The organism is Candidatus Pelagibacter sp. HIMB1509, from assembly GCF_052047855.1.
Taxonomy (GTDB): domain Bacteria; phylum Pseudomonadota; class Alphaproteobacteria; order Pelagibacterales; family Pelagibacteraceae; genus Pelagibacter.
In genome coordinates this window covers 524,870-545,056 of the sequence record NZ_JBNAIU010000001.1, presented here as the reverse complement: position 1 = coordinate 545,056, position 20,187 = coordinate 524,870, and the positions used below count along the sequence as shown (strand labels likewise).

General features: G+C 28.6%; 18 protein-coding genes and 1 tRNA gene. 9 read left to right on the top strand and 10 right to left on the bottom strand.

Annotated features, from left to right (window positions below; translation table 11 throughout):
- Positions 1 to 52 precede the first annotated feature (52 nt).
- The gene (locus ACTTBO_RS02805) at positions 53 to 568 is read left to right on the top strand and encodes a TraR/DksA family transcriptional regulator (RefSeq protein ID WP_440656311.1); all 516 of its coding nucleotides are present in this window, start codon (positions 53 to 55) and stop codon (positions 566 to 568) included.
- Here the strand turns inward: ACTTBO_RS02805 and ACTTBO_RS02800 are convergent, their stop codons facing one another.
- The 5 genes from ACTTBO_RS02800 to ACTTBO_RS02780 all read right to left on the bottom strand — a co-directional run bounded on the left by ACTTBO_RS02800 (position 569) and on the right by ACTTBO_RS02780 (position 4,462).
- Positions 569 to 1,195, bottom strand: a complete 627-nt coding sequence (locus ACTTBO_RS02800) for a glutathione S-transferase family protein (protein ID WP_440656310.1) — start codon at positions 1,193 to 1,195, stop codon at positions 569 to 571.
- Positions 1,192 to 2,208, bottom strand: coding sequence for an NAD(P)/FAD-dependent oxidoreductase (locus tag ACTTBO_RS02795; RefSeq protein ID WP_440656308.1), 1,017 nt, complete (start codon positions 2,206 to 2,208; stop codon positions 1,192 to 1,194). Before ACTTBO_RS02795 ends, ACTTBO_RS02800 begins: the two co-directional genes overlap by 4 nt.
- A complete protein-coding gene (locus ACTTBO_RS02790; protein WP_440656306.1) occupies positions 2,209 to 2,529 on the bottom strand; it encodes a 2Fe-2S iron-sulfur cluster-binding protein in 321 nt (106 codons plus the stop codon).
- Between the two features lie 60 nt (positions 2,530 to 2,589).
- Positions 2,590 to 3,591, bottom strand: coding sequence for a fatty acid desaturase (locus tag ACTTBO_RS02785; protein ID WP_440656304.1), 1,002 nt, complete (start codon positions 3,589 to 3,591; stop codon positions 2,590 to 2,592).
- Positions 3,592 to 3,694: 103 nt separating this feature from the next.
- Complete coding sequence (locus ACTTBO_RS02780) at positions 3,695 to 4,462, bottom strand: bacteriorhodopsin-like (protein WP_440613895.1); 768 nt, start codon at positions 4,460 to 4,462, stop codon at positions 3,695 to 3,697.
- 213 nt (positions 4,463 to 4,675) lie between these two features.
- On the opposite strand from ACTTBO_RS02780, the gene ACTTBO_RS02775 reads away from it, so the two are divergent.
- Positions 4,676 to 6,577: a propionyl-CoA synthetase gene (locus ACTTBO_RS02775; protein ID WP_440656302.1), complete on the top strand. Its 1,902-nt coding sequence runs from the start codon at positions 4,676 to 4,678 to the stop codon at positions 6,575 to 6,577.
- Entirely contained in the window at positions 6,570 to 6,902 is a 333-nt protein-coding gene (locus ACTTBO_RS02770) for a DMT family transporter (protein ID WP_440656300.1), read from the top strand. The genes ACTTBO_RS02775 and ACTTBO_RS02770 overlap by 8 nt, the downstream gene beginning before the upstream one ends.
- On the opposite strand, the gene ACTTBO_RS02765 is transcribed toward ACTTBO_RS02770, so the two are convergent.
- Positions 6,895 to 8,202 (bottom strand): dihydroorotase, encoded by a 1,308-nt coding sequence (locus ACTTBO_RS02765; protein WP_440656298.1) that lies wholly within the window; start codon positions 8,200 to 8,202, stop codon positions 6,895 to 6,897. The genes ACTTBO_RS02770 and ACTTBO_RS02765 overlap by 8 nt on opposite strands.
- A 43-nt stretch (positions 8,203 to 8,245) precedes the next feature.
- Here ACTTBO_RS02765 and ygfZ point away from each other — a divergent pair, with 43 nt between their 5' ends.
- Positions 8,246 to 9,133: a CAF17-like 4Fe-4S cluster assembly/insertion protein YgfZ gene (gene ygfZ / locus ACTTBO_RS02760; protein WP_440656297.1), complete on the top strand. Its 888-nt coding sequence runs from the start codon at positions 8,246 to 8,248 to the stop codon at positions 9,131 to 9,133.
- Between the two features lie 10 nt (positions 9,134 to 9,143).
- On the opposite strand, the gene ACTTBO_RS02755 is transcribed toward ygfZ, so the two are convergent.
- Positions 9,144 to 9,229, bottom strand: a tRNA-Leu gene (locus ACTTBO_RS02755).
- A 55-nt stretch (positions 9,230 to 9,284) separates the two neighbouring features.
- Between ACTTBO_RS02755 and nadA the strand changes: the two genes are divergently transcribed.
- The gene (gene nadA, locus ACTTBO_RS02750) at positions 9,285 to 10,274 is read left to right on the top strand and encodes a quinolinate synthase NadA (protein ID WP_440656295.1); all 990 of its coding nucleotides are present in this window, start codon (positions 9,285 to 9,287) and stop codon (positions 10,272 to 10,274) included.
- A gap of 4 nt (positions 10,275 to 10,278) precedes the next feature.
- Positions 10,279 to 11,112: a carboxylating nicotinate-nucleotide diphosphorylase gene (gene nadC / locus ACTTBO_RS02745; RefSeq protein WP_440656293.1), complete on the top strand. Its 834-nt coding sequence runs from the start codon at positions 10,279 to 10,281 to the stop codon at positions 11,110 to 11,112.
- Here nadC and ACTTBO_RS02740 read toward each other — a convergent pair.
- Complete coding sequence (locus ACTTBO_RS02740) at positions 11,109 to 11,480, bottom strand: phosphoribosyl-ATP diphosphatase (RefSeq protein WP_440656291.1); 372 nt, start codon at positions 11,478 to 11,480, stop codon at positions 11,109 to 11,111. The genes nadC and ACTTBO_RS02740 overlap by 4 nt on opposite strands.
- A 66-nt stretch (positions 11,481 to 11,546) precedes the next feature.
- Here ACTTBO_RS02740 and fumC point away from each other — a divergent pair, with 66 nt between their 5' ends.
- On the top strand, positions 11,547 to 12,935 hold the full coding sequence (fumC, locus tag ACTTBO_RS02735) for a class II fumarate hydratase (RefSeq protein ID WP_440656289.1): 1,389 nt from the start codon (positions 11,547 to 11,549) through the stop codon (positions 12,933 to 12,935).
- Here the strand turns inward: fumC and ACTTBO_RS02730 are convergent.
- Positions 12,923 to 14,413: a hypothetical protein gene (locus ACTTBO_RS02730; protein WP_440656287.1), complete on the bottom strand. Its 1,491-nt coding sequence runs from the start codon at positions 14,411 to 14,413 to the stop codon at positions 12,923 to 12,925. The genes fumC and ACTTBO_RS02730 overlap by 13 nt on opposite strands.
- A 33-nt stretch (positions 14,414 to 14,446) precedes the next feature.
- Between ACTTBO_RS02730 and ACTTBO_RS02725 the strand changes: the two genes are divergently transcribed.
- Together ACTTBO_RS02725 and ACTTBO_RS02720 are read left to right on the top strand one after the other, a co-directional pair.
- A complete protein-coding gene (locus ACTTBO_RS02725) occupies positions 14,447 to 16,483 on the top strand; it encodes an ATP-dependent helicase (RefSeq protein WP_440656285.1) in 2,037 nt (678 codons plus the stop codon).
- Positions 16,480 to 18,174 carry a M24 family metallopeptidase gene (locus tag ACTTBO_RS02720; RefSeq protein WP_440656283.1) on the top strand — a complete coding sequence of 565 codons (1,695 nt, stop codon included), beginning with the start codon at positions 16,480 to 16,482 and terminating at the stop codon, positions 18,172 to 18,174. Before ACTTBO_RS02725 ends, ACTTBO_RS02720 begins: the two co-directional genes overlap by 4 nt.
- Here the strand turns inward: ACTTBO_RS02720 and ligA are convergent.
- On the bottom strand, positions 18,157 to 20,187 hold the full coding sequence (ligA, locus tag ACTTBO_RS02715; RefSeq protein WP_440656281.1) for an NAD-dependent DNA ligase LigA: 2,031 nt from the start codon (positions 20,185 to 20,187) through the stop codon (positions 18,157 to 18,159). The two genes, ACTTBO_RS02720 and ligA, sit on opposite strands and share 18 nt — an antisense overlap.

The window sequence follows — 20,187 nt, the reverse complement described above, 5'->3', positions numbered from 1 at the left end:
TGCTTGACACCCCTATTTTGCTGAATATACTCCAGCCATTCAAAATTAAGCGATGCCTAAAACTACTAAAGTAAAGAAAAAAGTTTCTAAACCAAAAGCTAAAATAGCAAGTAAGCCAAAGAAAACTACGGCTTCTCCAGCTAAAAAAGTTCCTATAAAAATTTCAAAAACTTACGTTCCAAAAGAAACTGAAAAATATATGTGCGAAAAACATAAAGTATTTTTTAGAATGAGATTGAATGAATGGAAGAAAGAATTAATTAAATCAAACAATGAAGCACTTTACAATGGAAGTATGGATGACAACAATATTTCAGCTGATCTAGTAGATCAGGCAAGTTCATACATCGATAAAAATGTAGAGATGAAAGCAATTAATAGACAAATTAAATTAATTTCTGAAATAGACAAAGCTTTAAGAAGAATTATGGATGATACTTATGGGTATTGTTTAGATACAGCTGAACCAATTGGTTTAAAAAGATTAATGGCAAGACCTGTTGCTAAATACACAATCGCTGCACAAGAAAAGCATGAAAAAGAAGAAAAAGTTCATGTGGATGATTAATTAAATCTTTGGAATTTTTGCCTCTTTATCCATAAAAGCATATCCTTTTACAACAGCTTCACGTTCAGAAATTTCTTGATACCATCTAGATAAGTTTTGGTAATTTTTTAATCCAATATCATGCCATTCATGTCTTGCTAACCATGGCCATGTTGCAATATCAGCTATAGTATAATTATCCCCTGCTAAAAACTTAGAAACTTTTAATCTTGTATCTAATTCTCCATAAATTCTTGTAGCAATTTTAAAATATCTTTGTTCACCAAATTCACTTTTTCCTGGATTATAATGATGAAACTGATGGTGTTGACCAATCATGGGACCAATAGTTCCCATTTGAGCCATTAGCCATTGATTAATTACCAATCGATCTTCCTCGTTATAAAACTTTCCACTTTTTTCACCCAGGTACATCAATATTGCACCTGACTCGAAGATACTTTTATTGTTTTCATGATCAGTAATTACAGGAATTTTACCAAATGGACTTATCTTTAAAAAATCTGGATTAAATTGTTCATCATTTCTTATGTCAATCTTGGTTACTTTGTATTCATAACCAATTTCTTCTAGCATAATACCTATCTTCCAGCCATTTGGAGTATTAGCAGAAAATAATTCTATCATTTTTTTACACCAAGTCTCTCTTGAGCAGCTTTTGATGTAGTAGAGAATTCAAATCTTAATTTTTCATCTGGTCTTGCATACTTAAAACAACCTCTTGCAGCAAGAGCTCCTTCGTGAAAACCTGAAAGAATTAATTTTAATTTACCTGGGTAAGAACAAATATCGCCTATAGCAAATATACCATCAACATTTGTTTCAAAATTTTCTGTATTTACTTCAACTGTTTTTTTATTGATGTTTAATCCCCAATTTAAAATAGGGCCAAGTTGCATAATTAATCCAAAAAAACCAAGAACATAATCAGATTGTAATTCTTTAATTTCTCCTTCATCATGTTTTATTTTCACAGTACTAATTTGATTATCTCCACTAACAGAGTCGATTTGATATTTGGTATATAGATTTAATTTTCCCTGATCGTTAAGTTCTTTTACTTTTTGAACACTAGATTCAGCTCCACTAAATCCATCACGTCTGTGAATTAAATTTACTTTAGATGTATTCGATAATTCAATTGCCCAATCTAGAGCTGAGTCTCCTCCACCAAATATTGATATAGTTTTGTCCTTAAAAATTGTTTTATCTTTTATTGAATAAAATAAAGAAGATCCTTCAAATTTTTCACATTCTTTTACTGGAAATTTTCTTGGTTCAAAAGATCCAACTCCTCCAGCAATAATAATTGCAGCTACATCAAATTCTTGGTTTCCACTTGTTTTGACATGCCAACGATTTTCAACTTTTTTTAGTTCTTCAACTCTTTCGTTTAGATGAAATTTTATATTAAAAGGATTTATTTGTTGAAGGAGATTATTTGTTAATTCTTCTCCAGTGCATTCTGGTACAGCTGGGATATCATAAATAGGTTTATCAGGATAAAGTTCTATACACTGCCCTCCTGCTTTATCGAGATTATCAACTATTTCACATTGAAGTCCTATAATTCCAAGTTGATGAGCACAGAACAAACCCGTTGGTCCTGCTCCAATAATTAACACATCTGTTTTATTCATCTAAGCTTGCTTTTCTGGAATAGTAACTTCTAATCCATCTAATTCATCTGAAACAATTAATTGGCAACTTAATCTGCTATTTTGTTTAGGTTCATATGCCATATCTAACATATCCTCTTCACCATCTTCTTTAGCTGGAAGTTTATCTAACCAATCTTCTTTGACATAAACATGACAAGTAGCACATGCCATGCCACCTCCACAATCTGCATCAATTCCTGGAATATCATTTTGAACAGCGCCTTCCATCACTGTTAAACCATTTTGAACATCAATGGTGTGAGTTTTGCTATCGTGTGTATGGTAAGTAATTTTTGCCATGCGTTATATATAAGTTCTTATCTAAATTGAGCAAGTAAGTAAAAACATACTTAACAAGATTTATGCATTTTGAGGTTCTGGTACTTCCTTTTTAAAAAAATAGCTAGTGTCTTCTGTTTGTTTCATTATAGCTGGTAAAATTTCTTTGTAGGCATCAATCAAACCATCATTCGTTCTTGGTAACTGATCTTTAATATGATGATGAAGTTTATCTAAGTTATAAGATGGAACCGTTGGAAACATGTGATGAGTTACATGATATTCCATTTTCCAATATAAAAAGCTTAAAATTGGATTTAAATACATTTCTCTTGTTGTGTACCTATGATCTTTAATATTCCTTGCTAATCCAGCATGTTGAGTAAAAGAAACTAGTTTATGTAAAGTTCTTCCATAAAATTTTGGTAATAAAAAAAACAATACCGGTAACCAAGATGATACAATTAGAGACCAAAAAATAATTGCAATCCAAATTGCAACAAAAACTCTAGAATTAAAAATAACTTTTGATTGTGCATTTTCAGGAATACAGTCTTGCATTACTTTTGTTTTTACACCCAATGCATGTTGAATAATTTCGTAAGCAATACTTTTTTTAAAATAAATAAGTTCCATAAAAGGAATTAAATTCATTATTAAATTTTTAGGTGTTTCTTTTAAATTATTTCCATATTCAATTTCGTGATCAAATGGATTTTCTGTTGAATATGTATTTCCATGATGAACAAAGTGTGTGTATCTCCATCTTAGTGGTTCAAAATTAGAAAGATAAGAAGAGATATAGTAAAAAAATTCATTTAAAGATTTTGATTTAAACGCAGTTTTGTGACCTGTCTCATGCCACAATGGATTTGAAAAACCATAAATGTTTCCGTAAACTAAAAACCAAAAAGCAGACCACCATGTACCCCAAGTTATATATGCTAAAGTTCCTGTAACTAATAACAATCCAAAAAAAACTGAAACATGTTGTAGTCCTTTGATATCAGATTTTTTTGAAAGTTCTTTAAGAACCTCCATATCAACTTGGCATTTGTGCCATTTTTCGAGTTTTACATCCATAATTAAAAGTATGTATAATAACTATACATAATTTTACATAAGGCAAAAAAAAAGGGCAAGTACAAAATTGTACCTGCCCTTTCTTAAATTTTAAGTAAAACTACTACTTAGCTCTACCAGGTTGTTGCATAGCTGCTGCCCAAATGATCAGACCAAAAGCGATCTTGTTCAAGAAGTCAGCTGCGTTGTAAATCACGTTTAGTGAGTTAGCATCTACACCACCTGTTAAGTAACCAAAAATGTAACCTAATGGGTAGATCGCCCAACCTACAGTAACGATCATTCTCATTGCACCAAAAGCAGTTACAAGTGCTTTGTTACCACTTTTCGCTGCTCTCTTACCTGCTTCACCAGAGAATACTTCATATAAGATGTATACCCAACCAGCCATACCGATTATGAAACCAAGTGTAGCGTTGATGTATCCAGCTTCTCCTAAGTATCCACCTACTAGCATTACCAATGTACCAATCATTAGTCTCCAGAAAATTCCAGAGTCTGATTTGTTTACTGCTGATAGAACAAAATAGAATTCTAACATCAATAGTGGCACTGTAATTAACCAGTCAATGTATCTGTATACAGTTGGTGAGTCACCAGTAGCGATCCATACATCTCTCATGTACATGTAGTGTACGAATGCAATACCAGTTACTAGACCAGCAACTGTCATTGAAACTCTCCATCCAGCTGGAACTGAACTTCTTTCTAAGAAAAAGAATACAGTAGCAGCTAAACAAGCCATAGATACTAACCAAAACGAAATACCTACGAAATCGTCTTGAGCCAGCATAGCTGTTTCAGCGTTTGCAACACCAGTTACACCCATAAGAGCAACAACTGTAAGAGCAAACAATTTAAGTTTTTTCATAAAAAACTCCCTCTTCGTTAGTTTTTATTTGTTTAGTTTATATAAACTAGACTTAAGTAACCCTAAGCCAAAGTTGGGGTTAAATAGCAAATTAAATTAGTTTTATGAAGACTTAATTGTCATTAATTTGCATTGATTTTACTGAATTTTTAAAATTAAATACAATTTATAAGTTAAAAACCAAAAAAATAACGAAAATCGAATCAAATTAGAATGTCAAAAAAATTTCAAAGTATTTACGAAAATTCTATAAAAAAACCTGAAAAATTTTGGCAAGAAGCAAGTGAAGACATCTTTTGGTTTAAAAAACCGACAAAAATTTTAAATAAATCTAATCCTCCTTTCTATAAATGGTTCGAAGATGGTGTTACTAACACTTGTTATAATGCTCTAGACATTCACATTGACCAAGGAAGAGGACAAAAAACAGCTTTAATCTACGATAGTCCTATTACAAGCAACAAATCGAAGTTCACTTATGAGGAACTTAGAGCAAAAGTATCAAGATTTGCAGGTGCTTTAAAACAGCAAGGTGTAAATAAAGGAGATAGAGTAATCATTTACATGCCAATGATCCCTGAGGCGGTAATTGCTATGCTTGCTTGTGCTAGAATTGGAGCAATACACTCAGTTGTCTTTGGTGGATTTGCCTCAAATGAACTAGCAAGCAGAATAGATGACAGTAAAGCAAAGTTGTTAGTAACGGCTTCATGCGGTTTTGAGCCTGGAAGGACAGTTGAATATAAGCCTCTAGTAGATGAGGCTATAAAAATAGCTAATCATAAAATTGAAAAGATGATTTTGTTCCAAAGACCAGGAAACGAAGTCAAATTAAATGCTCCAACAGAGATAAGTTGGGAAGAAGCATTCTCAAATGCAAAAGATGCTGATTGTATTGAGATGAATTCAAATGAGTTTGCTTACATTCTTTATACATCTGGAACAACTGGAACGCCAAAAGGAATTGTAAGAGATACTGGTGGCCATATCGTTGCTCTTAAATGGACTATGAAGAATATCTACAATATTGATACAGATGATATTTGGTGGTCCGCAAGTGATATTGGTTGGATTGTTGGACACTCTTATATTGTTTATGCTCCATTGTTCAAAGGATGTGCTACAGTTTTATTTGAAGGAAAACCTGTTGGAACTCCAGATGCTGGTGCTTTCTGGAAAATCATTTCAGATTATAAAGTAAAATCATTATTCACTGCACCAACTGCATTCAGAGCTATTAAAAAAGAAGATCCAGAGGGTAAATTTTTCTCAAAATATGATTTATCTAGTTTTGAGAGCTTGTTCCTTGCTGGAGAAAGAGCAGATCCAGATACTATCAAGTGGGCTGAAAATTTATTAAAAGTACCAGTAATTGATCACTGGTGGCAAACTGAAACTAGCTGGGCAATCAGCTCAAATTGTACTGGAATTGAAATGATGGAGACCAAATATGGCTCAGCTTGCAAGGCTGTTCCTGGATACGATGTTAAAATCATTAAACCAGATCAATCTTTAGCTAAACCAAATGAAATGGGAGATATTGTTGTAAAACTACCTTTACCTCCTGGGACATTCCCTACTCTATGGAATGCTGATCAAAGATACAAAGAAAACTATATGTCTAATTATGAAGGCTATTATCAAACATATGATGCAGGTCACATTGATGATGATGGTTACATTTGGATTATGTCTAGAACTGATGACATTATAAATGTTGCAGGTCACAGATTATCTACTGGTGCAATAGAAGAAGTTTTATCAGAACATCAATCAGTAGCTGAATGTGCGGTACTCGGAATTGCAGACAAATTAAAAGGCCAATTACCAATTGGTTTGGTAGTATTAAAATCAGGTGTTGAAAAAGATAATGAAACTATATCAAAAGAATGTGTACAAATGGTGAGAGATAAAATTGGCCCTGTTGCTGCGTTTAAGACTGTTATTGTTATTAAAAGATTACCAAAAACTAGATCAGGAAAAATTTTAAGAGGAACAATAAGAAAAATTGCAGATGGTGTTGAATATAAAATTCCACCAACAATAGATGATCCAGCAATACTAAATGAAATAAAAGAAGATTTAGTAAAACATAAAATTTTAAATAATGGTTAAAACTTATATATTTTTAATTGCTGCAATTTTTTGTGAAGTTGCTGGAACAATGCTGCTACCAGTTTCTCAAAACTTTACTAAAGTTATACCTACTGTTGGTTTATCAATTTTTTATCTTTGTGCATTTTACTTATTAACTTTTGTTGTAAACAAACTTCCAATTGCAATTGTTTATGCTACATGGAGTGGTTTAGGAATTTTTACAATTGCTATACTGGGATATATATTTTTTAAACAAACTTTAGCTTGGCAAGCAATCTTAGGATTATTTTTAATTGTATTAGGTGTAATTCTAGTAAATAGTTTTACAGTTAAGCTTAACTAAATTGTAAAGGAGTTCCTTCTGGATCTCCTAAAATTTTACCTTCTTGCATTTTAACTTTTCCTGCAATGATAGTATGTGTAGGTGTTCCTTTAAATTTAAATCCATTGAAAGGAGACCATTTACATTTGCTCTCAATATTTTCATTTTTAATTTCAATTGTTTTATTCATATCAACAATAGTAAAGTCAGCATCATATCCTTCTTTAATAAACCCTTTATTTTTAATACCAAAAATTTTAACAGGATTTTCACAAACAAAATTCATCAATTGATTTAAACTAAGCTTTCCATCATTGATATGATTTAGCATCACAGGCATTAAAGTTTGGACACCCGGCATCCCAGAAGGAGTATTTGGATAAACTTTATCTTTGTTTTCTTTTAAATGAGGCGCATGGTCAGAACCAATAGTATCATTGAAGTTATTTCTTACCCCATACCATAATCTATCATAATGAGATTTGTCTCTTAATGGTGGGTTCATCTGAGCATATGTTCCAAGTTTGTCATAACAATCTGGAGCATAAAGAGTTAAATGCTGAGGAGTTATCTCAAAAGTAATGTTTCCCTTATGCTGAGATAGAAAATCAATTTCTTCTTTAGTTGTTATGTGAAGAACATGAGCTTTTTTCTTATGTTTTTCTGCAATTCTAACAATTCTTCTTGTTGATGCTATTGCACACTCTGCACTTCTCCAGACTGGATGAGTATGAACATCGCCCTCTTTAATTAATTTTTTATTAATTTTTAATATCGCTTCATCTTCGGAATGCACTGCAACAACTTTGGAAGCGTTTCGAAAAACTTTATCTATATCATCTTCTTCAGCCACCAATAAATTACCAGTCGAAGAGCCAGCAAAAAGCTTAATTCCACAACATCCTTCTAAATCTTTTAAACTAGCTAAGTCATCTGCATTATCAGCAGTTGCACCAAAGTAAAAAGCGTAATTGCAGTACATTCTATTTTTAGCAAGATCTAGTTTTCTTTGAAACTCTTTCATGTTTGAAGTTGGAGGATTAGTATTAGGCATTTCAAATACACTAGTGATCCCACCTGCTATTGCCGCCCTACTTCCTGAATGAAGATCTTCAGTATCAGTTGATCCAGGTTCTCTAAAATGTGTTTGGGTATCTATACAACCAGGTAAAACTGTTTGACCTTCAGCATTAATTGTCTCTTTTGCTTCATCTGAAATTTGACCAATCTTTTGAATTTTTCCATCTTTTATCGCAACATCGACATCTTTTAATTCATCATCGATGTAACATTGTCCATTTTTGATTATAAGATCTAACATTTGAAAAAAAAGTTATTATATTAAAATAATAACTTAATCAAATATGAATATCAAAAATGTTTACATCTTAGAAGATAGATCAATTCTTTATATAAATGGTGAGGATGCAAAAGGTTTTCTGCAAAATCTAATAAGTAATGACATTAATAAAGTAAGCGAACATAATAGTTGTTTTACATCTTTATTAACTCCACAAGGAAAATTTTTATATGAATTTATAATTGTAAAACATAAATCAGGTTATCTTTTAGATTGTGAAAAATATCAAGCAGATGGACTATTTAAGCAGTTATCTCTTTATAAGCTAAGATCTAAAATTGAAATACTTAACCTAAGTAATGAATTCGTTGTTGCTGCTTTTTCTCATGAAAAATTTTTGAAATTTGATGAAGCAAAAGATCAATCAGGATTTACTATTAAATATAGAGAAGATCCTATTTTTCTAGATCCAAGAAATAAACAATTAGGAGCAAGATTAATAATTAATTTAGAAAAACTTTATTTATCCTTAAAAAAATTAGATCTTCAAGATGCCAATGTAAACGAATACTACTCTTTAAGTCATAAACTAGGAATAGTACCAAAAGATTTGAACAAATTACAAGATAAATTGTTTGGTATTGAATGTAATTTTGAAGAACTAAATGGAATTGATTTTAAAAAAGGTTGTTACGTAGGCCAAGAAAATACGGCTAGAATTAAATTAAAAAATAAACTTTCAAAAAGATTGATGCCCATAAAGATAATTAATGGAAAATTAAATGAAGGAGAAAGTATTTTTAATAATGAAAATGAAATAGGTAAAGTGTTAATAGATAATGATTACCCCTTTGCTTTAATCAAATTTTTAGATGAAAACTTTGATGAAAAACTTGAATTTAAAACTAAAGAAGCTTCAATAAGTATAAAAAAACCTGAATGGATTAGTTAAAATTGAAATTTGGTGCGGTCGGAGAGACTCGAACTCTCATGGACTTAGTCCACACGGCCCTCAACCGTGCCTGTCTACCAATTTCAGCACGACCGCGATATGTCTCATAATAAATGAATGACAAGTATGTTTCAAATTGGTAAAAAACTTCATGGAATTTACACAAGAAGTACGTAAAGCAACAGATCCAATTTACCAAAAAATTTCAAAGGTGATGCCTGAGATAGAATGGTCAGTGCACGCACCGTACATACATAAAATTAATAAATTAAAAAAAGAAAAGAACGCAGTTATTTTAGCTCACAACTATCAAACACCAGAAATTTATCATGGTGTTGCTGATTTCTCTGCAGACTCACTTGCGCTAGCTATAGAAGCATCAAAAACTTCAGCAGATATAATTTTAATGGCTGGAGTTCATTTTATGGCTGAAACTGCAAAATTAATGAGCCCTAATAAAAAGGTAATTTTACCTGATATGGATGCTGGCTGTTCTTTATCATCCTCAATTACTGGTAAAGATGTTAGATTACTAAAAGAGAAGTACCCAGGTGTTCCTGTGGTATCATATGTAAATACTTCAGCTGAAGTAAAAGCTGAAACAGATGTTTGTTGTACATCAGCAAATGCAGTGAAAATTGTTAAATCACTTGGTGTTAAAAAAGTGATATTTTTACCCGATGATTACCTTGCAAAGTACGTTGCATCTCAGACAGATGTAGAAATTATATCCTGGAAAGGAATTTGTATAGTACACGACCAGTTTAATAAAAAAGAAATTGAAGATATTAGAAAAAACAATCCTGGAATAAAAATTATTGCTCATCCAGAGTGTCCACCAGATGTAATCGGGGCAAGTGATTTTGCAGGATCGACTTCTGGAATGATTAAATATGTAAAAGATAATCAACCAAAAAAAGTAATGATGGTTACTGAATGTTCAATGAGTGACAACATTCAAATAGAAAATCCAAATGTAGATTTTGTTAAACCATGCAATATGTGTCCGCATATGAAAAAAATTACTTTACCTAAAATTTTAGATTGTTTGGAAAATGAAACTGGCGAAATCATTATGGACAAAGAAACAATAGAAAAAGCGAGAATATCTGTAGAGAGAATGGCAGCTATTGGCAGATAATTAAGTGTCAAAAATTAAATTAAGCAAAGAATTTATAAAAAATACTGTTAAGTTAGCTCTAAACGAAGATCTGTATCCTTCAGGAGATATCACTTCAGCCTTAATTGACAAAGATAAAATCGTAACTGTAAAGTTATTATCAAATCAAAATGCAATAGTTGCTGGATTATTGTTTGCTAAGCAAACTTTTTCATTAATAGATAATAAAATAAAATTTATTATCAAAAAAAAAGATGGCTCAAGAATTAAAAAAGGTTCCATAGTTGCTTTGATTAAAGGTAAGGCAAAAAATATTTTAATTGCTGAAAGAGTTGCTCTAAATTTTTTATCTCATATTTCTGGTATAGCAACTATGACGAATGAATTTGTAAGATTAGCTGGAAAAAAAACTAAAATTTGTTGTACAAGAAAAACAATTCCAAACCTTAGAGTGATCCAAAAGTATGCTGTGAAATTAGGAGGTGGCACAAATCATAGATTTAACTTAAGTGACGAATACTTAATTAAAGATAATCACATCGGAAGTTCAGATTTAAAAACTTTAGTTATTAAAGCAATTAAATATAAAAAAGGAAAAAAAATTACGGTTGAAGTTGATACAATTGATCAACTTAAATCAATTTTAGGATTAAAGTTTAACACTATTCTACTAGATAATATGAATATGAAAAATTTAAGAAATGCAGTTAAAATTGCTAAAAAGTATTACGAAACAGAAGCCTCTGGAAATGTTAATTTGAAAACTGTTAAAGCGATTGCTTCAACTGGTGTAAATAGAATTTCTGTAGGAAGTATTACTCATAGTGCTACAGCAGTTGACTTTAAGCTAGAAATTTAACTCACAAACTTAGTTAGATCTGGTTTAAAATAATTAGGACCTTTCATAACTTTTCCAGCTTCATTATAAATAGGTTTTCCATTTTCATCTAATTTGCTCATATTCGAGTTTTGAACTTCTTCAAAACATTTATCTAAATCTATTCCAAAAGCGTGACCTGCTCCGTATGTTACATACAATATATCTGTAAGTGCATCAGCAACTTCTAATAAATCTTTATTATTCATAGCTTCAGTAAGCTCATCTAACTCCTCTTTAATTAGATCTATTCTTAATTTATTTATCTTATCAGTACTAAAAGATGGCTTAGTTTTAACATCTTGACCAAAAGTTTTCATAAAAGTTCCAACTTTACTAAAATTCGACATATTGCTCCTGTAAGTTTTTTAAAATTTATTGTATGAATATAATTATTTGTACTTAAAAATTAATCAATGAAATTAAGAAAAGAATTTGACAGTATAGGAAGTATAAATGTACCCAATGACAAATATTGGGGTGCATCAACTCAAAGATCAAATAAATTTTTTAACATTGGTAAAATTTTAGTAAATATCTCAATAATAAAATCTATTGCTATTATTAAAAGATCAGCAGCTATAGTTCATGCTAAAGATAAATTAATTAGTGGTAAGATCTCAAAAGCAATTGTCAAAGCTTCAGACGAAGTGATTAAAGGAAAATTAGATGAAAATTTTCCTTTGAAAGTTTGGCAAACAGGCTCTGGAACTCAAACAAACATGAATGTGAACGAGGTAATTGCCAATAGAGCTATTGAAATTTTAGGGGGAAAGAAAGGAACTAAAAAACCTGTACACCCAAATGATCATGTAAACAAATCTCAATCTACTAATGATGTTTTTCCAACTGCAATGCATATTTCTGTAGCGACACAAACATTTTCTAAAATGTTGCCAAGTTTAAAAATCTTAGAAAAAGAATTAAAGAAGAAATCTATAGAATTTAAAAAAATAGTTAAAATTGGTAGAACTCATCTTCAAGATGCAACTCCTTTGTCTCTTGGTCAAGAGTTTTCAGGATATCATGCTCAATTAAAAAAATGTATTGAAAGAATCGAATACGCATTAAAAGAAATTCTATTTTTAGCTCAAGGTGGAACAGCTGTTGGAACAGGAATAAACTCAAAAAAAAATTTTGATAAAAAAATTGTTAAAGAAATTTCAAAATTTACTAAAATAAAATTTAAACCTGCGCCAAATAAATTTGCTGAACTTGCAGCACATGATGCAATAGTAAATTTCTCAGGAACATTGAATACATGTGCTGTTGCATTAATGAAAATTTCAAATGATATCAGATTTTTAGGATCTGGACCTCGAGCTGGATACGGAGAACTAATATTACCTGAAAATGAACCTGGTTCATCAATAATGCCTGGAAAAGTAAATCCAACTCAGTGTGAAGCAGTTACAATGGTATGTGCAAACGTAATTGGCAATCACAATGGGATTACTATGGCAGGATCGCATGGTCATTTTGAATTAAATGTATTTAAGCCACTAATTGCCCATAACATTTTGCAATCTATTGACTTATTGGCAGACAGTACAAAAAATTTTGCGCTTTATTGTGTTAAAGGAATTAAAGCTAATAAAAAGAGAATAAAAGAGCATTTAGATAATTCTTTAATGTTAGTAACAGCTTTGGCTCCACATATTGGCTATGATAATGCTGCAAAAATAGCCAAAAGAGCCTTAAAGAATAATACAACACTGAAACATGAAACGTTAAAAACAGGATTAATTAGTGAAAAAGACTATGAAAGAATTGTTGATCCTAAGAAAATGATTTATCCTTCATAATTTTTTATTAATTCATTTAATAAATTTTTGAAATAAATTTTATTTTGTAAGTTATTTTCTTTAAGCAAAATATCTTCAAAAGAATATTTAGATTTTTCAAGTGTTTTTCCGTCTATCCTGATACTCTTAATTTTGATATTTTTTTCATCAAACAAATAAGTGAAGTTGACATCAACTTTGCTAATTTTTTTTCTTAAATTTTTTGGGGTAAGTAAGAACTTATAAAGTTCATTTGAATTATTTATACTAATTTCAACATTAGAATCTAAAATTAATTTTCCTTCTTTTACAAAAATTAAGCTATCTAAAAACTCAAAATCAATATTATTTTTCCAAGTTATTTTAGATTGATCAATATCAACTAAACCTTCTTGAATTTTAGATTTTAACAAAACATTTTTAAAATCATCAAATTCTTTAATATTATTTCCAGCAACGATTAAATTAAAATCAATATTTTTATTATTTAAAATTTCAGTTTTTAAAAGCTCTTTAATAATTGCATTTGATGAAAATAATGGTGTAAAATCAAGTTTATTTGTATTACCTGTTATATTTGAATAAAATGGCTTAAAATTAAATTTACCTTCATAAGAAAACTCAGGATTTTGTATTTTATCAAATAATTTAAACTCAAACGAATTATCATTTAATTGATACTCAAATAAACTTTTTGAGTTTATTAAATTTAATTCTGAAAAACCTGAATAATTTTTATCACCATATGAAGTTTGATTGTCTATTTTAAGTCTTAAACTTTCTATATTTATTGTAGAATATATTTTTTTTTCAATTTTATCATTAAAAATTTTAATTGAATAAGGCAAATTAAAAATCTCATTGTTTGCTTCAAGCATGTTTTTAATTTCTTTAGGATCGAAATAATATTTTGCGTTTTTGATATTGTTAATAAATAAAACTTCATTTTCTAAGCTTCTATAAAAAACATTACTTTTTAATATTTCAAATTTGAAATCATTAAAATTACCATCTAATAGATTATAAAAAAAATTATAATTTTCTTTGTTTAAATTAAAATTTGCTTCTTCCAAGATGACATGATTTAATTTGATGTTTTTTAAAGAAAACAAATTTTCCAAAGATACATAAACTTTAACTTTTTTTATGTCTGTAATTTTATCCTCTTTAAAATTAATTGAGGAATTATTTGAAATAAAATGAGGTCTTGGTAAAAATTTATAATCTAAATCTTCTTGGAAATTAAACTCTAGGTTTAATTTGTTTTTTAAATTTTTTTTAATTTCTGAAGCTACCTCTTCTTCATTGTGAATATTTGGAAATGAAAGATATGATAAAAATAAAATAATTAGTGCGACAATAGATAAAAGTATTTTATTATTAATTAATAAACTTTTAAAATTATCAACATTTAACTTGTTTAAATTTTTCTCTAATAGATTATTAATAAATTTACTGAATTTTTTAAAAAAACTAGCAATAAATTTAAGATTATTCATTTTGGGTGATAATCTTATAAAACATTATTTTGAATGATAAATAGAGAATATTTAAATAATTTGAATGAAGCACAAAAAGAGGCTGTAATGCATCTTGACGGTCCACTTTTAATAGTAGCGGGTGCTGGTTCAGGGAAAACTAAAGTTCTAACATCAAGAATAGCAAATATAATTAAGGAAAAAAAAGCTTTTCCAAATCAAATTCTAGCGGTCACATTCACAAATAAAGCAGCTAAGGAAATGCAAAATAGAGTTAGTAAAATTTTGGGATCTGCTGCTGTTGGTCTTTCTTGGTTAGGAACTTTTCATTCAATTTGTGCAAAATTATTAAGAAAACATGCTTCAGCTGCACAATTAAACTCGAATTTCACTATTATAGATACTGATGATCAAATTAGATTAATAAAAAATATATGCAAAGCAGAAAATATCGATATCAAACAATTATCTCCAAGATTTATACTTGCAATAATAGATAGATGGAAAAATAAAGGTTTTTATCCTAGAGAAGTAATTACAAATAAAAAAGATATATATGAGAAAACTGTTCTTCCATTATACAAAATATATCAACAAAAATTAACAGATTTAAATTCTTGTGATTTTGGTGATTTAATTTTACATACAGTAAAAATTTTAGAATTTAACCCTGATATTAGAGATATATATTCTAAAAATTTTAAATATATCTTGGTTGACGAATATCAAGACACAAACTTTATTCAAAGTAAATGGCTTAATCTTCTATCTGAAAAAAATAAAAATATTTGCTGTGTTGGTGATGATGATCAATCAATATATAGCTGGAGAGGTGCTGAGATTAAAAATTTTTTAGAGTTTGACCAAGTCTATGAAAATACAAAAGTAATAAGATTAGAACAGAATTATAGATCTTCGCAAAATATTTTATCAGTTGCTTCAAACCTAATTTCTAATAATCAAAATAGAGTTGGAAAAACATTGATCACTACAATGGAAGAAGGTGATTTGGTTCAATTAAACTGTTTTAAAAATGGTAAAGATGAAGCAATCGGTGTCTCTGATGAAATAGAAAAAAAAATTAAAAAAAAATTTTCGTATAACAATATTGCAATTTTAGTTAGAGCCATTTTTCAAACACGTGAATTTGAAGAGCGATTTCTGAAAATTGGTATGCCCTACAGAATATTAGGTGGTACAAAATTTTATGAAAGAGCTGAGATTAAAGATTGTGTTGCATATTTAAGATTAATTCACCAAGAGAAAGATGACTTAGCTTTTGAAAGAATAGTAAATAACCCTAAGAGATCAATAGGTGATAGTACCTTAAAAAACATTCACGAGTTTGCTAAGGAAAATAATTTAAATTTAGAAAGAGCATCACAAAAAATGCTTGAGCAAAATTTAATTAAGCCAAAAGCTAAAATTGGACTTAGCTTGTTTATTAATTCACTAAATAAATGGAGAAATGATTTAACCATAAGGAAATCAAATCACATAAAGCTTTTACAGATTGTTTTAGATGAGTCTGGTTATTCAGCAATGCTTAAAAATAAAAAAGATTTAGATAATGAAAATAGACTAGAAAATATCAAAGAGTTGTTAAGTGCTATGAAAGAATTTGATAATTTAGAAAGTTTTTTGGAGCATGTGTCTTTAGCAACCTCTGTAGATCAAGAATGGGATGGTGAAAAAATTAATATGATGACCATGCATGCAGCAAAAGGTTTGGAATTTGATGTTGTATTTTTGCCTGGATGGGAAGAAGGATTATTTCCACATCAAAAATCTATTGAAGAAAAAGGTCAAAATGGCCTAGAAGAAGAAAGACGTTTAGCATATGTGGGAATTACAAGAGCAAAGAAGAAAGCTATAATCTCTTTTTCAATGAATAGATTTTATCAAGGGGATTGGATAGACAGTATGGCTTCGCGATTCATTGATGAGTTACCAGAAAAACATTTAGAAAAAAATTCTTTCTTTGATGAAGAAATTAATAATGATGATGATTTTGAGTTTAATCAGGATTTTGAAATTGAAGAAGGAACAAGAAGTCCTGGGTGGATAAGATATCAAAAGAGAATTAAATGAAACATTATATAAAATTATTAAGAGGTAAATTTAAAAAATATGAAATTGATGGCTATGTAATTCCAAAAAATGATGATTTTTTTACAGAATATTCAAAATTAAATCGATTAGAAGTTATTTCAAATTTTAGTGGATCCGCTGGATTAGCAATAATTCTTAAAAATAAAAATTATTTATTTACTGATGGAAGATACACAATTCAAAGTAAAATTGAGAGTGGGAAAAATTTTAAAATTTATGGATTTGAAAAATTAATAAATTGTAGTTTATTTAAAAATCTTACACTTGGAATAGATCCAAAATTATTTACCAACACTCAAATTAAAAATTATTTTTTAAAATTTAATAAGATTAAATATGTTGAAAAAAATTTAATTGATGAAATAAAAAAACAGAAAGAGGATATTTCTGTTCCATTTTTTTCTTTAGATAAAAGTATTATTGGTGAAAGTGTTAATTCCAAATTAACTAAAATAACTAAATACTTAAAAAAAAATAAATCTGATTATATTTTTATAAGTGCACCAGAAAACGTTGCGTGGACTTTAAATATACGAGGTAGAGATGGACCTAACAGCCCAATCCCCAATTCAAGATTGCTTATAAGTAAATCAAAAAAAATACTACTTATAAGTAATCTTAAAAAGTGTAAGCAATTATTAAAAAATAAAGTTATTAAGAAAGATGAATTTTTAGATGAAAATAATTTACCAAGTAGAATACTACATCTTAAGGGAAAAAACTTTATTGTAGATGATAAATCTTGTTCAATATTTTATGAAAATTTAATTAAGTCTAAATTTAATATCACAAAAAGAGAAGATCCAATTTATCTTTTAAAAGCAATTAAAAATAAAACTGAAATTAAAAATATGATCAATGCTCATATCTTTGACGGTGTTGCATTAACAAAATTTTTATACTGGATAAAAAAAATCAATAAAAAAAAAATTACAGAAGTAGAAGCTGCCAAGAAATTAGAGAATTTTAGAAAAATAAATAAAAACTTTCTTTATCCTAGTTTTGATACTATTGCAGGATCTGGCAAAAACGGTGCAATTGTTCATTATCGTGCAAAAAAAGGAAATTGCAGAGTTATAAATAAGAGAGATGTTTTCCTTTGCGATTCCGGAGGCCAATATAAATATGGCACAACAGATGTCACAAGAACAATTTGTTTTTCAAAACAAAAACAAAATATCAAAGATATTTTTACTAAAGTTTTAAAAGGTCATATTGCTGTAGCTACGACAGATATTAATAAAGATGATACAGGTAAAAAAATTGATAAAAGAGCAAGAAAATTTTTAAATAAAAGCAATTTAGATTATGCACATGGTACAGGACATGGTGTAGGTTTTTTTCTTAATGTTCATGAAGGACCTCAATCTATTACAAAAATAAATACTATTAAAATAAAAGAAGGTATGGTTTTAAGCAATGAGCCTGGGTATTACAAAACTAATGAATATGGAATCAGGATTGAAAATTTAGTTTACGTTAAAAAAATAAAGAGAAATTTATTATTTAAAAATCTAACAATGGCACCCATAGAAAAAGATTTGATCAATTTTGATTTATTAACATTTAATGAAAAGAACTATCTATTTAAATATCACTTTGAAGTTTATTCAAAAATATCTGAATATTTAAATCTAAATGAGAGAAAATGGCTAGCTAGTTTTATTTAGCATTTTCAAAAATTCAGCTTGATCTATAATATTTATTTTAAGCTGTTTGGCACTATCTATTTTCTTCTTTGTCGGCTTGTCCCCAATTATTAAATAATTTAATTTCTTAGAGACGCTACTAACCGTTTTTCCAGAATTTTCTTCAATCAAAGATTTAACTTCTGCTCTACTAATTCCATTTAATTTCCCTGTAACTAAAAAAGTTTTATTTTTCAACAAACCATCCTCAGAATTTTGAATAGTATTTTTTACCACTAGAACTTTTTCTAATTCACTCAAAACTTTTAGGTTTGCTTCATTTGAAAAAAAACTTTTAATTGAATTTACCTGAGTTTCACCAATCCCATCAATATTCAATAAATCTTCATAGTCACTTTGTTTAGATAAATTTTTAAATTTTGAAAATGCTACAAAATGTTTAGATAACAATTTTGCATTTTCTAATCCAATATGTCTTATCCCTAATGAATAAATTAACTTTTCTAGAGAAATATTTTTTTTTTGATCTATTGAATATTTTAAATTTTGAACAGATAGTTTCCCCCAACCGTCTAGTTTTTCAATTTTAGAATAATCTAATTTAAAAATATCTTGAGGAAATTTTATTAATTTTAATTTCCAAAAGCTTTCAACTATTTTTTTTCCAAAACCATCTACATTAAATGCTTCTTTTGAAACAAAATGTTTTAATTTTTCAATTGATATTTTATCACAATAATAACCTTCACTAGAACACCTCCTGACAGCATCAACTTTTTTTGTTATCTTGTTGAATTCTTTAATTGTTTTTGATCCACATGAAGGGCAATTTTCTGGAAAAATAAATTTTTTTGAATTTTTTAATCTTTTTTTTATATCTACAGAAAGTATATGGGGTATAACATCTCCTGCTCTTTCTATAACAGCAGTATCTCCTATTCTGATATCTTTTCGAATAATTTCATCTTCATTATGTAATGTTGCATTTGAAACTATAACTCCACCAATGTTTATTGGCTTAATTTTTGCTACTGGAGTTAGGGCACCAGTTCTACCAACTTGTATCTCTATGTCTATAATTTGGGAGACAGCTTTATTAGATGAGAATTTGTGAGCAATTGCCCACCTTGGAGCATTAGCTACATTTCCTAATCTTTTTTGAATTGCAAAATCATTAACCTTGTAAACTATTCCATCTATATCAAAATCTATATCAGCTCTTTTTTTTTCAATATCTTGGTAATTTTTCATTAAGTTTTTAATACCTGAAGTTAAAATATTTAATGGGTTTGTTTTGAAACCCCACTCATTTAATTTTTTCAAATAATCAAATTGATTGTTAACAATTAAACCCTTTTCATATCCAAAAGTGTAAGCAATAAATTTCAGAGGTATTTTTTTTGTTTCTTCTGGATTTTTTTGTCTCAATGAACCAGATGCTGCGTTTCTGGGATTTGCAAATTTTTGATTTAAAATTTCAAAATCACTATTTTGAATAAATACTTCCCCTCTAATATCGATTTCCTCTGGAAAATCTTTATAAGAAATTTTTTTAGGGATATCCTTTATTGTCTTTAGATTTTCAGTTATTTCCTCACCTTCTTTTCCATCTCCTCTTGAAAGACCTTTGTAAAACTCTCCATTTTTATACGTTAGAGAGGCAGATATTCCATCTATTTTTGGTTCAGCACTATAAGTAATTTTAAATTCCTCATTTTTAGATAAAAAGTTTAAAATTTTTTTTTCAAAATTTTTTAAATCTTCTTCGGTAAAAGCGTTTGTAAGTGAAAGCATCGGAACTTTATGTAAAGATTTTTTAAAATTTTTAGAGGGTTTATAACCAACTTTTTTTGAGGGAGAATTTTTAGAATTTAAAAAGTTATATTTTTGTTCTAAAAGAATTATTTCTTTTTTTAATTTATCATACTCAGCATCTGAAACACTTGGATTATTTTCATTAAAATATAATTTATTTAATATGTTTAACTTTTGAATTTTTTCTTCATATTTTAATTGTAATTTTATTTTATTCAT

Excerpts from the sequence above, each read along its gene's own strand:
- ACTTBO_RS02805 (WP_440656311.1), top strand. The coding sequence starts at position 53 with ATGCCTAAAACTACTAAAGTAAAGAAAAAAGTTTCTAAACCAAAAGCT.
- ACTTBO_RS02800 (WP_440656310.1), bottom strand. The coding sequence starts at position 1,195 with ATGATAGAATTATTTTCTGCTAATACTCCAAATGGCTGGAAGATAGGT.
- ACTTBO_RS02795 (WP_440656308.1), bottom strand. The coding sequence starts at position 2,208 with ATGAATAAAACAGATGTGTTAATTATTGGAGCAGGACCAACGGGTTTG.
- ACTTBO_RS02790 (WP_440656306.1), bottom strand. The coding sequence starts at position 2,529 with ATGGCAAAAATTACTTACCATACACACGATAGCAAAACTCACACCATT.
- ACTTBO_RS02785 (WP_440656304.1), bottom strand. The coding sequence starts at position 3,591 with ATGGATGTAAAACTCGAAAAATGGCACAAATGCCAAGTTGATATGGAG.
- ACTTBO_RS02780 (WP_440613895.1), bottom strand. The coding sequence starts at position 4,462 with ATGAAAAAACTTAAATTGTTTGCTCTTACAGTTGTTGCTCTTATGGGT.
- ACTTBO_RS02775 (WP_440656302.1), top strand. The coding sequence starts at position 4,676 with ATGTCAAAAAAATTTCAAAGTATTTACGAAAATTCTATAAAAAAACCT.
- ACTTBO_RS02770 (WP_440656300.1), top strand. The coding sequence starts at position 6,570 with ATGGTTAAAACTTATATATTTTTAATTGCTGCAATTTTTTGTGAAGTT.
- ACTTBO_RS02765 (WP_440656298.1), bottom strand. The coding sequence starts at position 8,202 with ATGTTAGATCTTATAATCAAAAATGGACAATGTTACATCGATGATGAA.
- ygfZ (WP_440656297.1), top strand. The coding sequence starts at position 8,246 with ATGAATATCAAAAATGTTTACATCTTAGAAGATAGATCAATTCTTTAT.
- nadA (WP_440656295.1), top strand. The coding sequence starts at position 9,285 with ATGGAATTTACACAAGAAGTACGTAAAGCAACAGATCCAATTTACCAA.
- ACTTBO_RS02740 (WP_440656291.1), bottom strand. The coding sequence starts at position 11,480 with ATGTCGAATTTTAGTAAAGTTGGAACTTTTATGAAAACTTTTGGTCAA.
- fumC (WP_440656289.1), top strand. The coding sequence starts at position 11,547 with ATGAAATTAAGAAAAGAATTTGACAGTATAGGAAGTATAAATGTACCC.
- ACTTBO_RS02730 (WP_440656287.1), bottom strand. The coding sequence starts at position 14,413 with ATGAATAATCTTAAATTTATTGCTAGTTTTTTTAAAAAATTCAGTAAA.
- ACTTBO_RS02725 (WP_440656285.1), top strand. The coding sequence starts at position 14,447 with ATGATAAATAGAGAATATTTAAATAATTTGAATGAAGCACAAAAAGAG.
- ACTTBO_RS02720 (WP_440656283.1), top strand. The coding sequence starts at position 16,480 with ATGAAACATTATATAAAATTATTAAGAGGTAAATTTAAAAAATATGAA.
- ligA (WP_440656281.1), bottom strand. The coding sequence starts at position 20,187 with ATGAATAAAATAAAATTACAATTAAAATATGAAGAAAAAATTCAAAAG.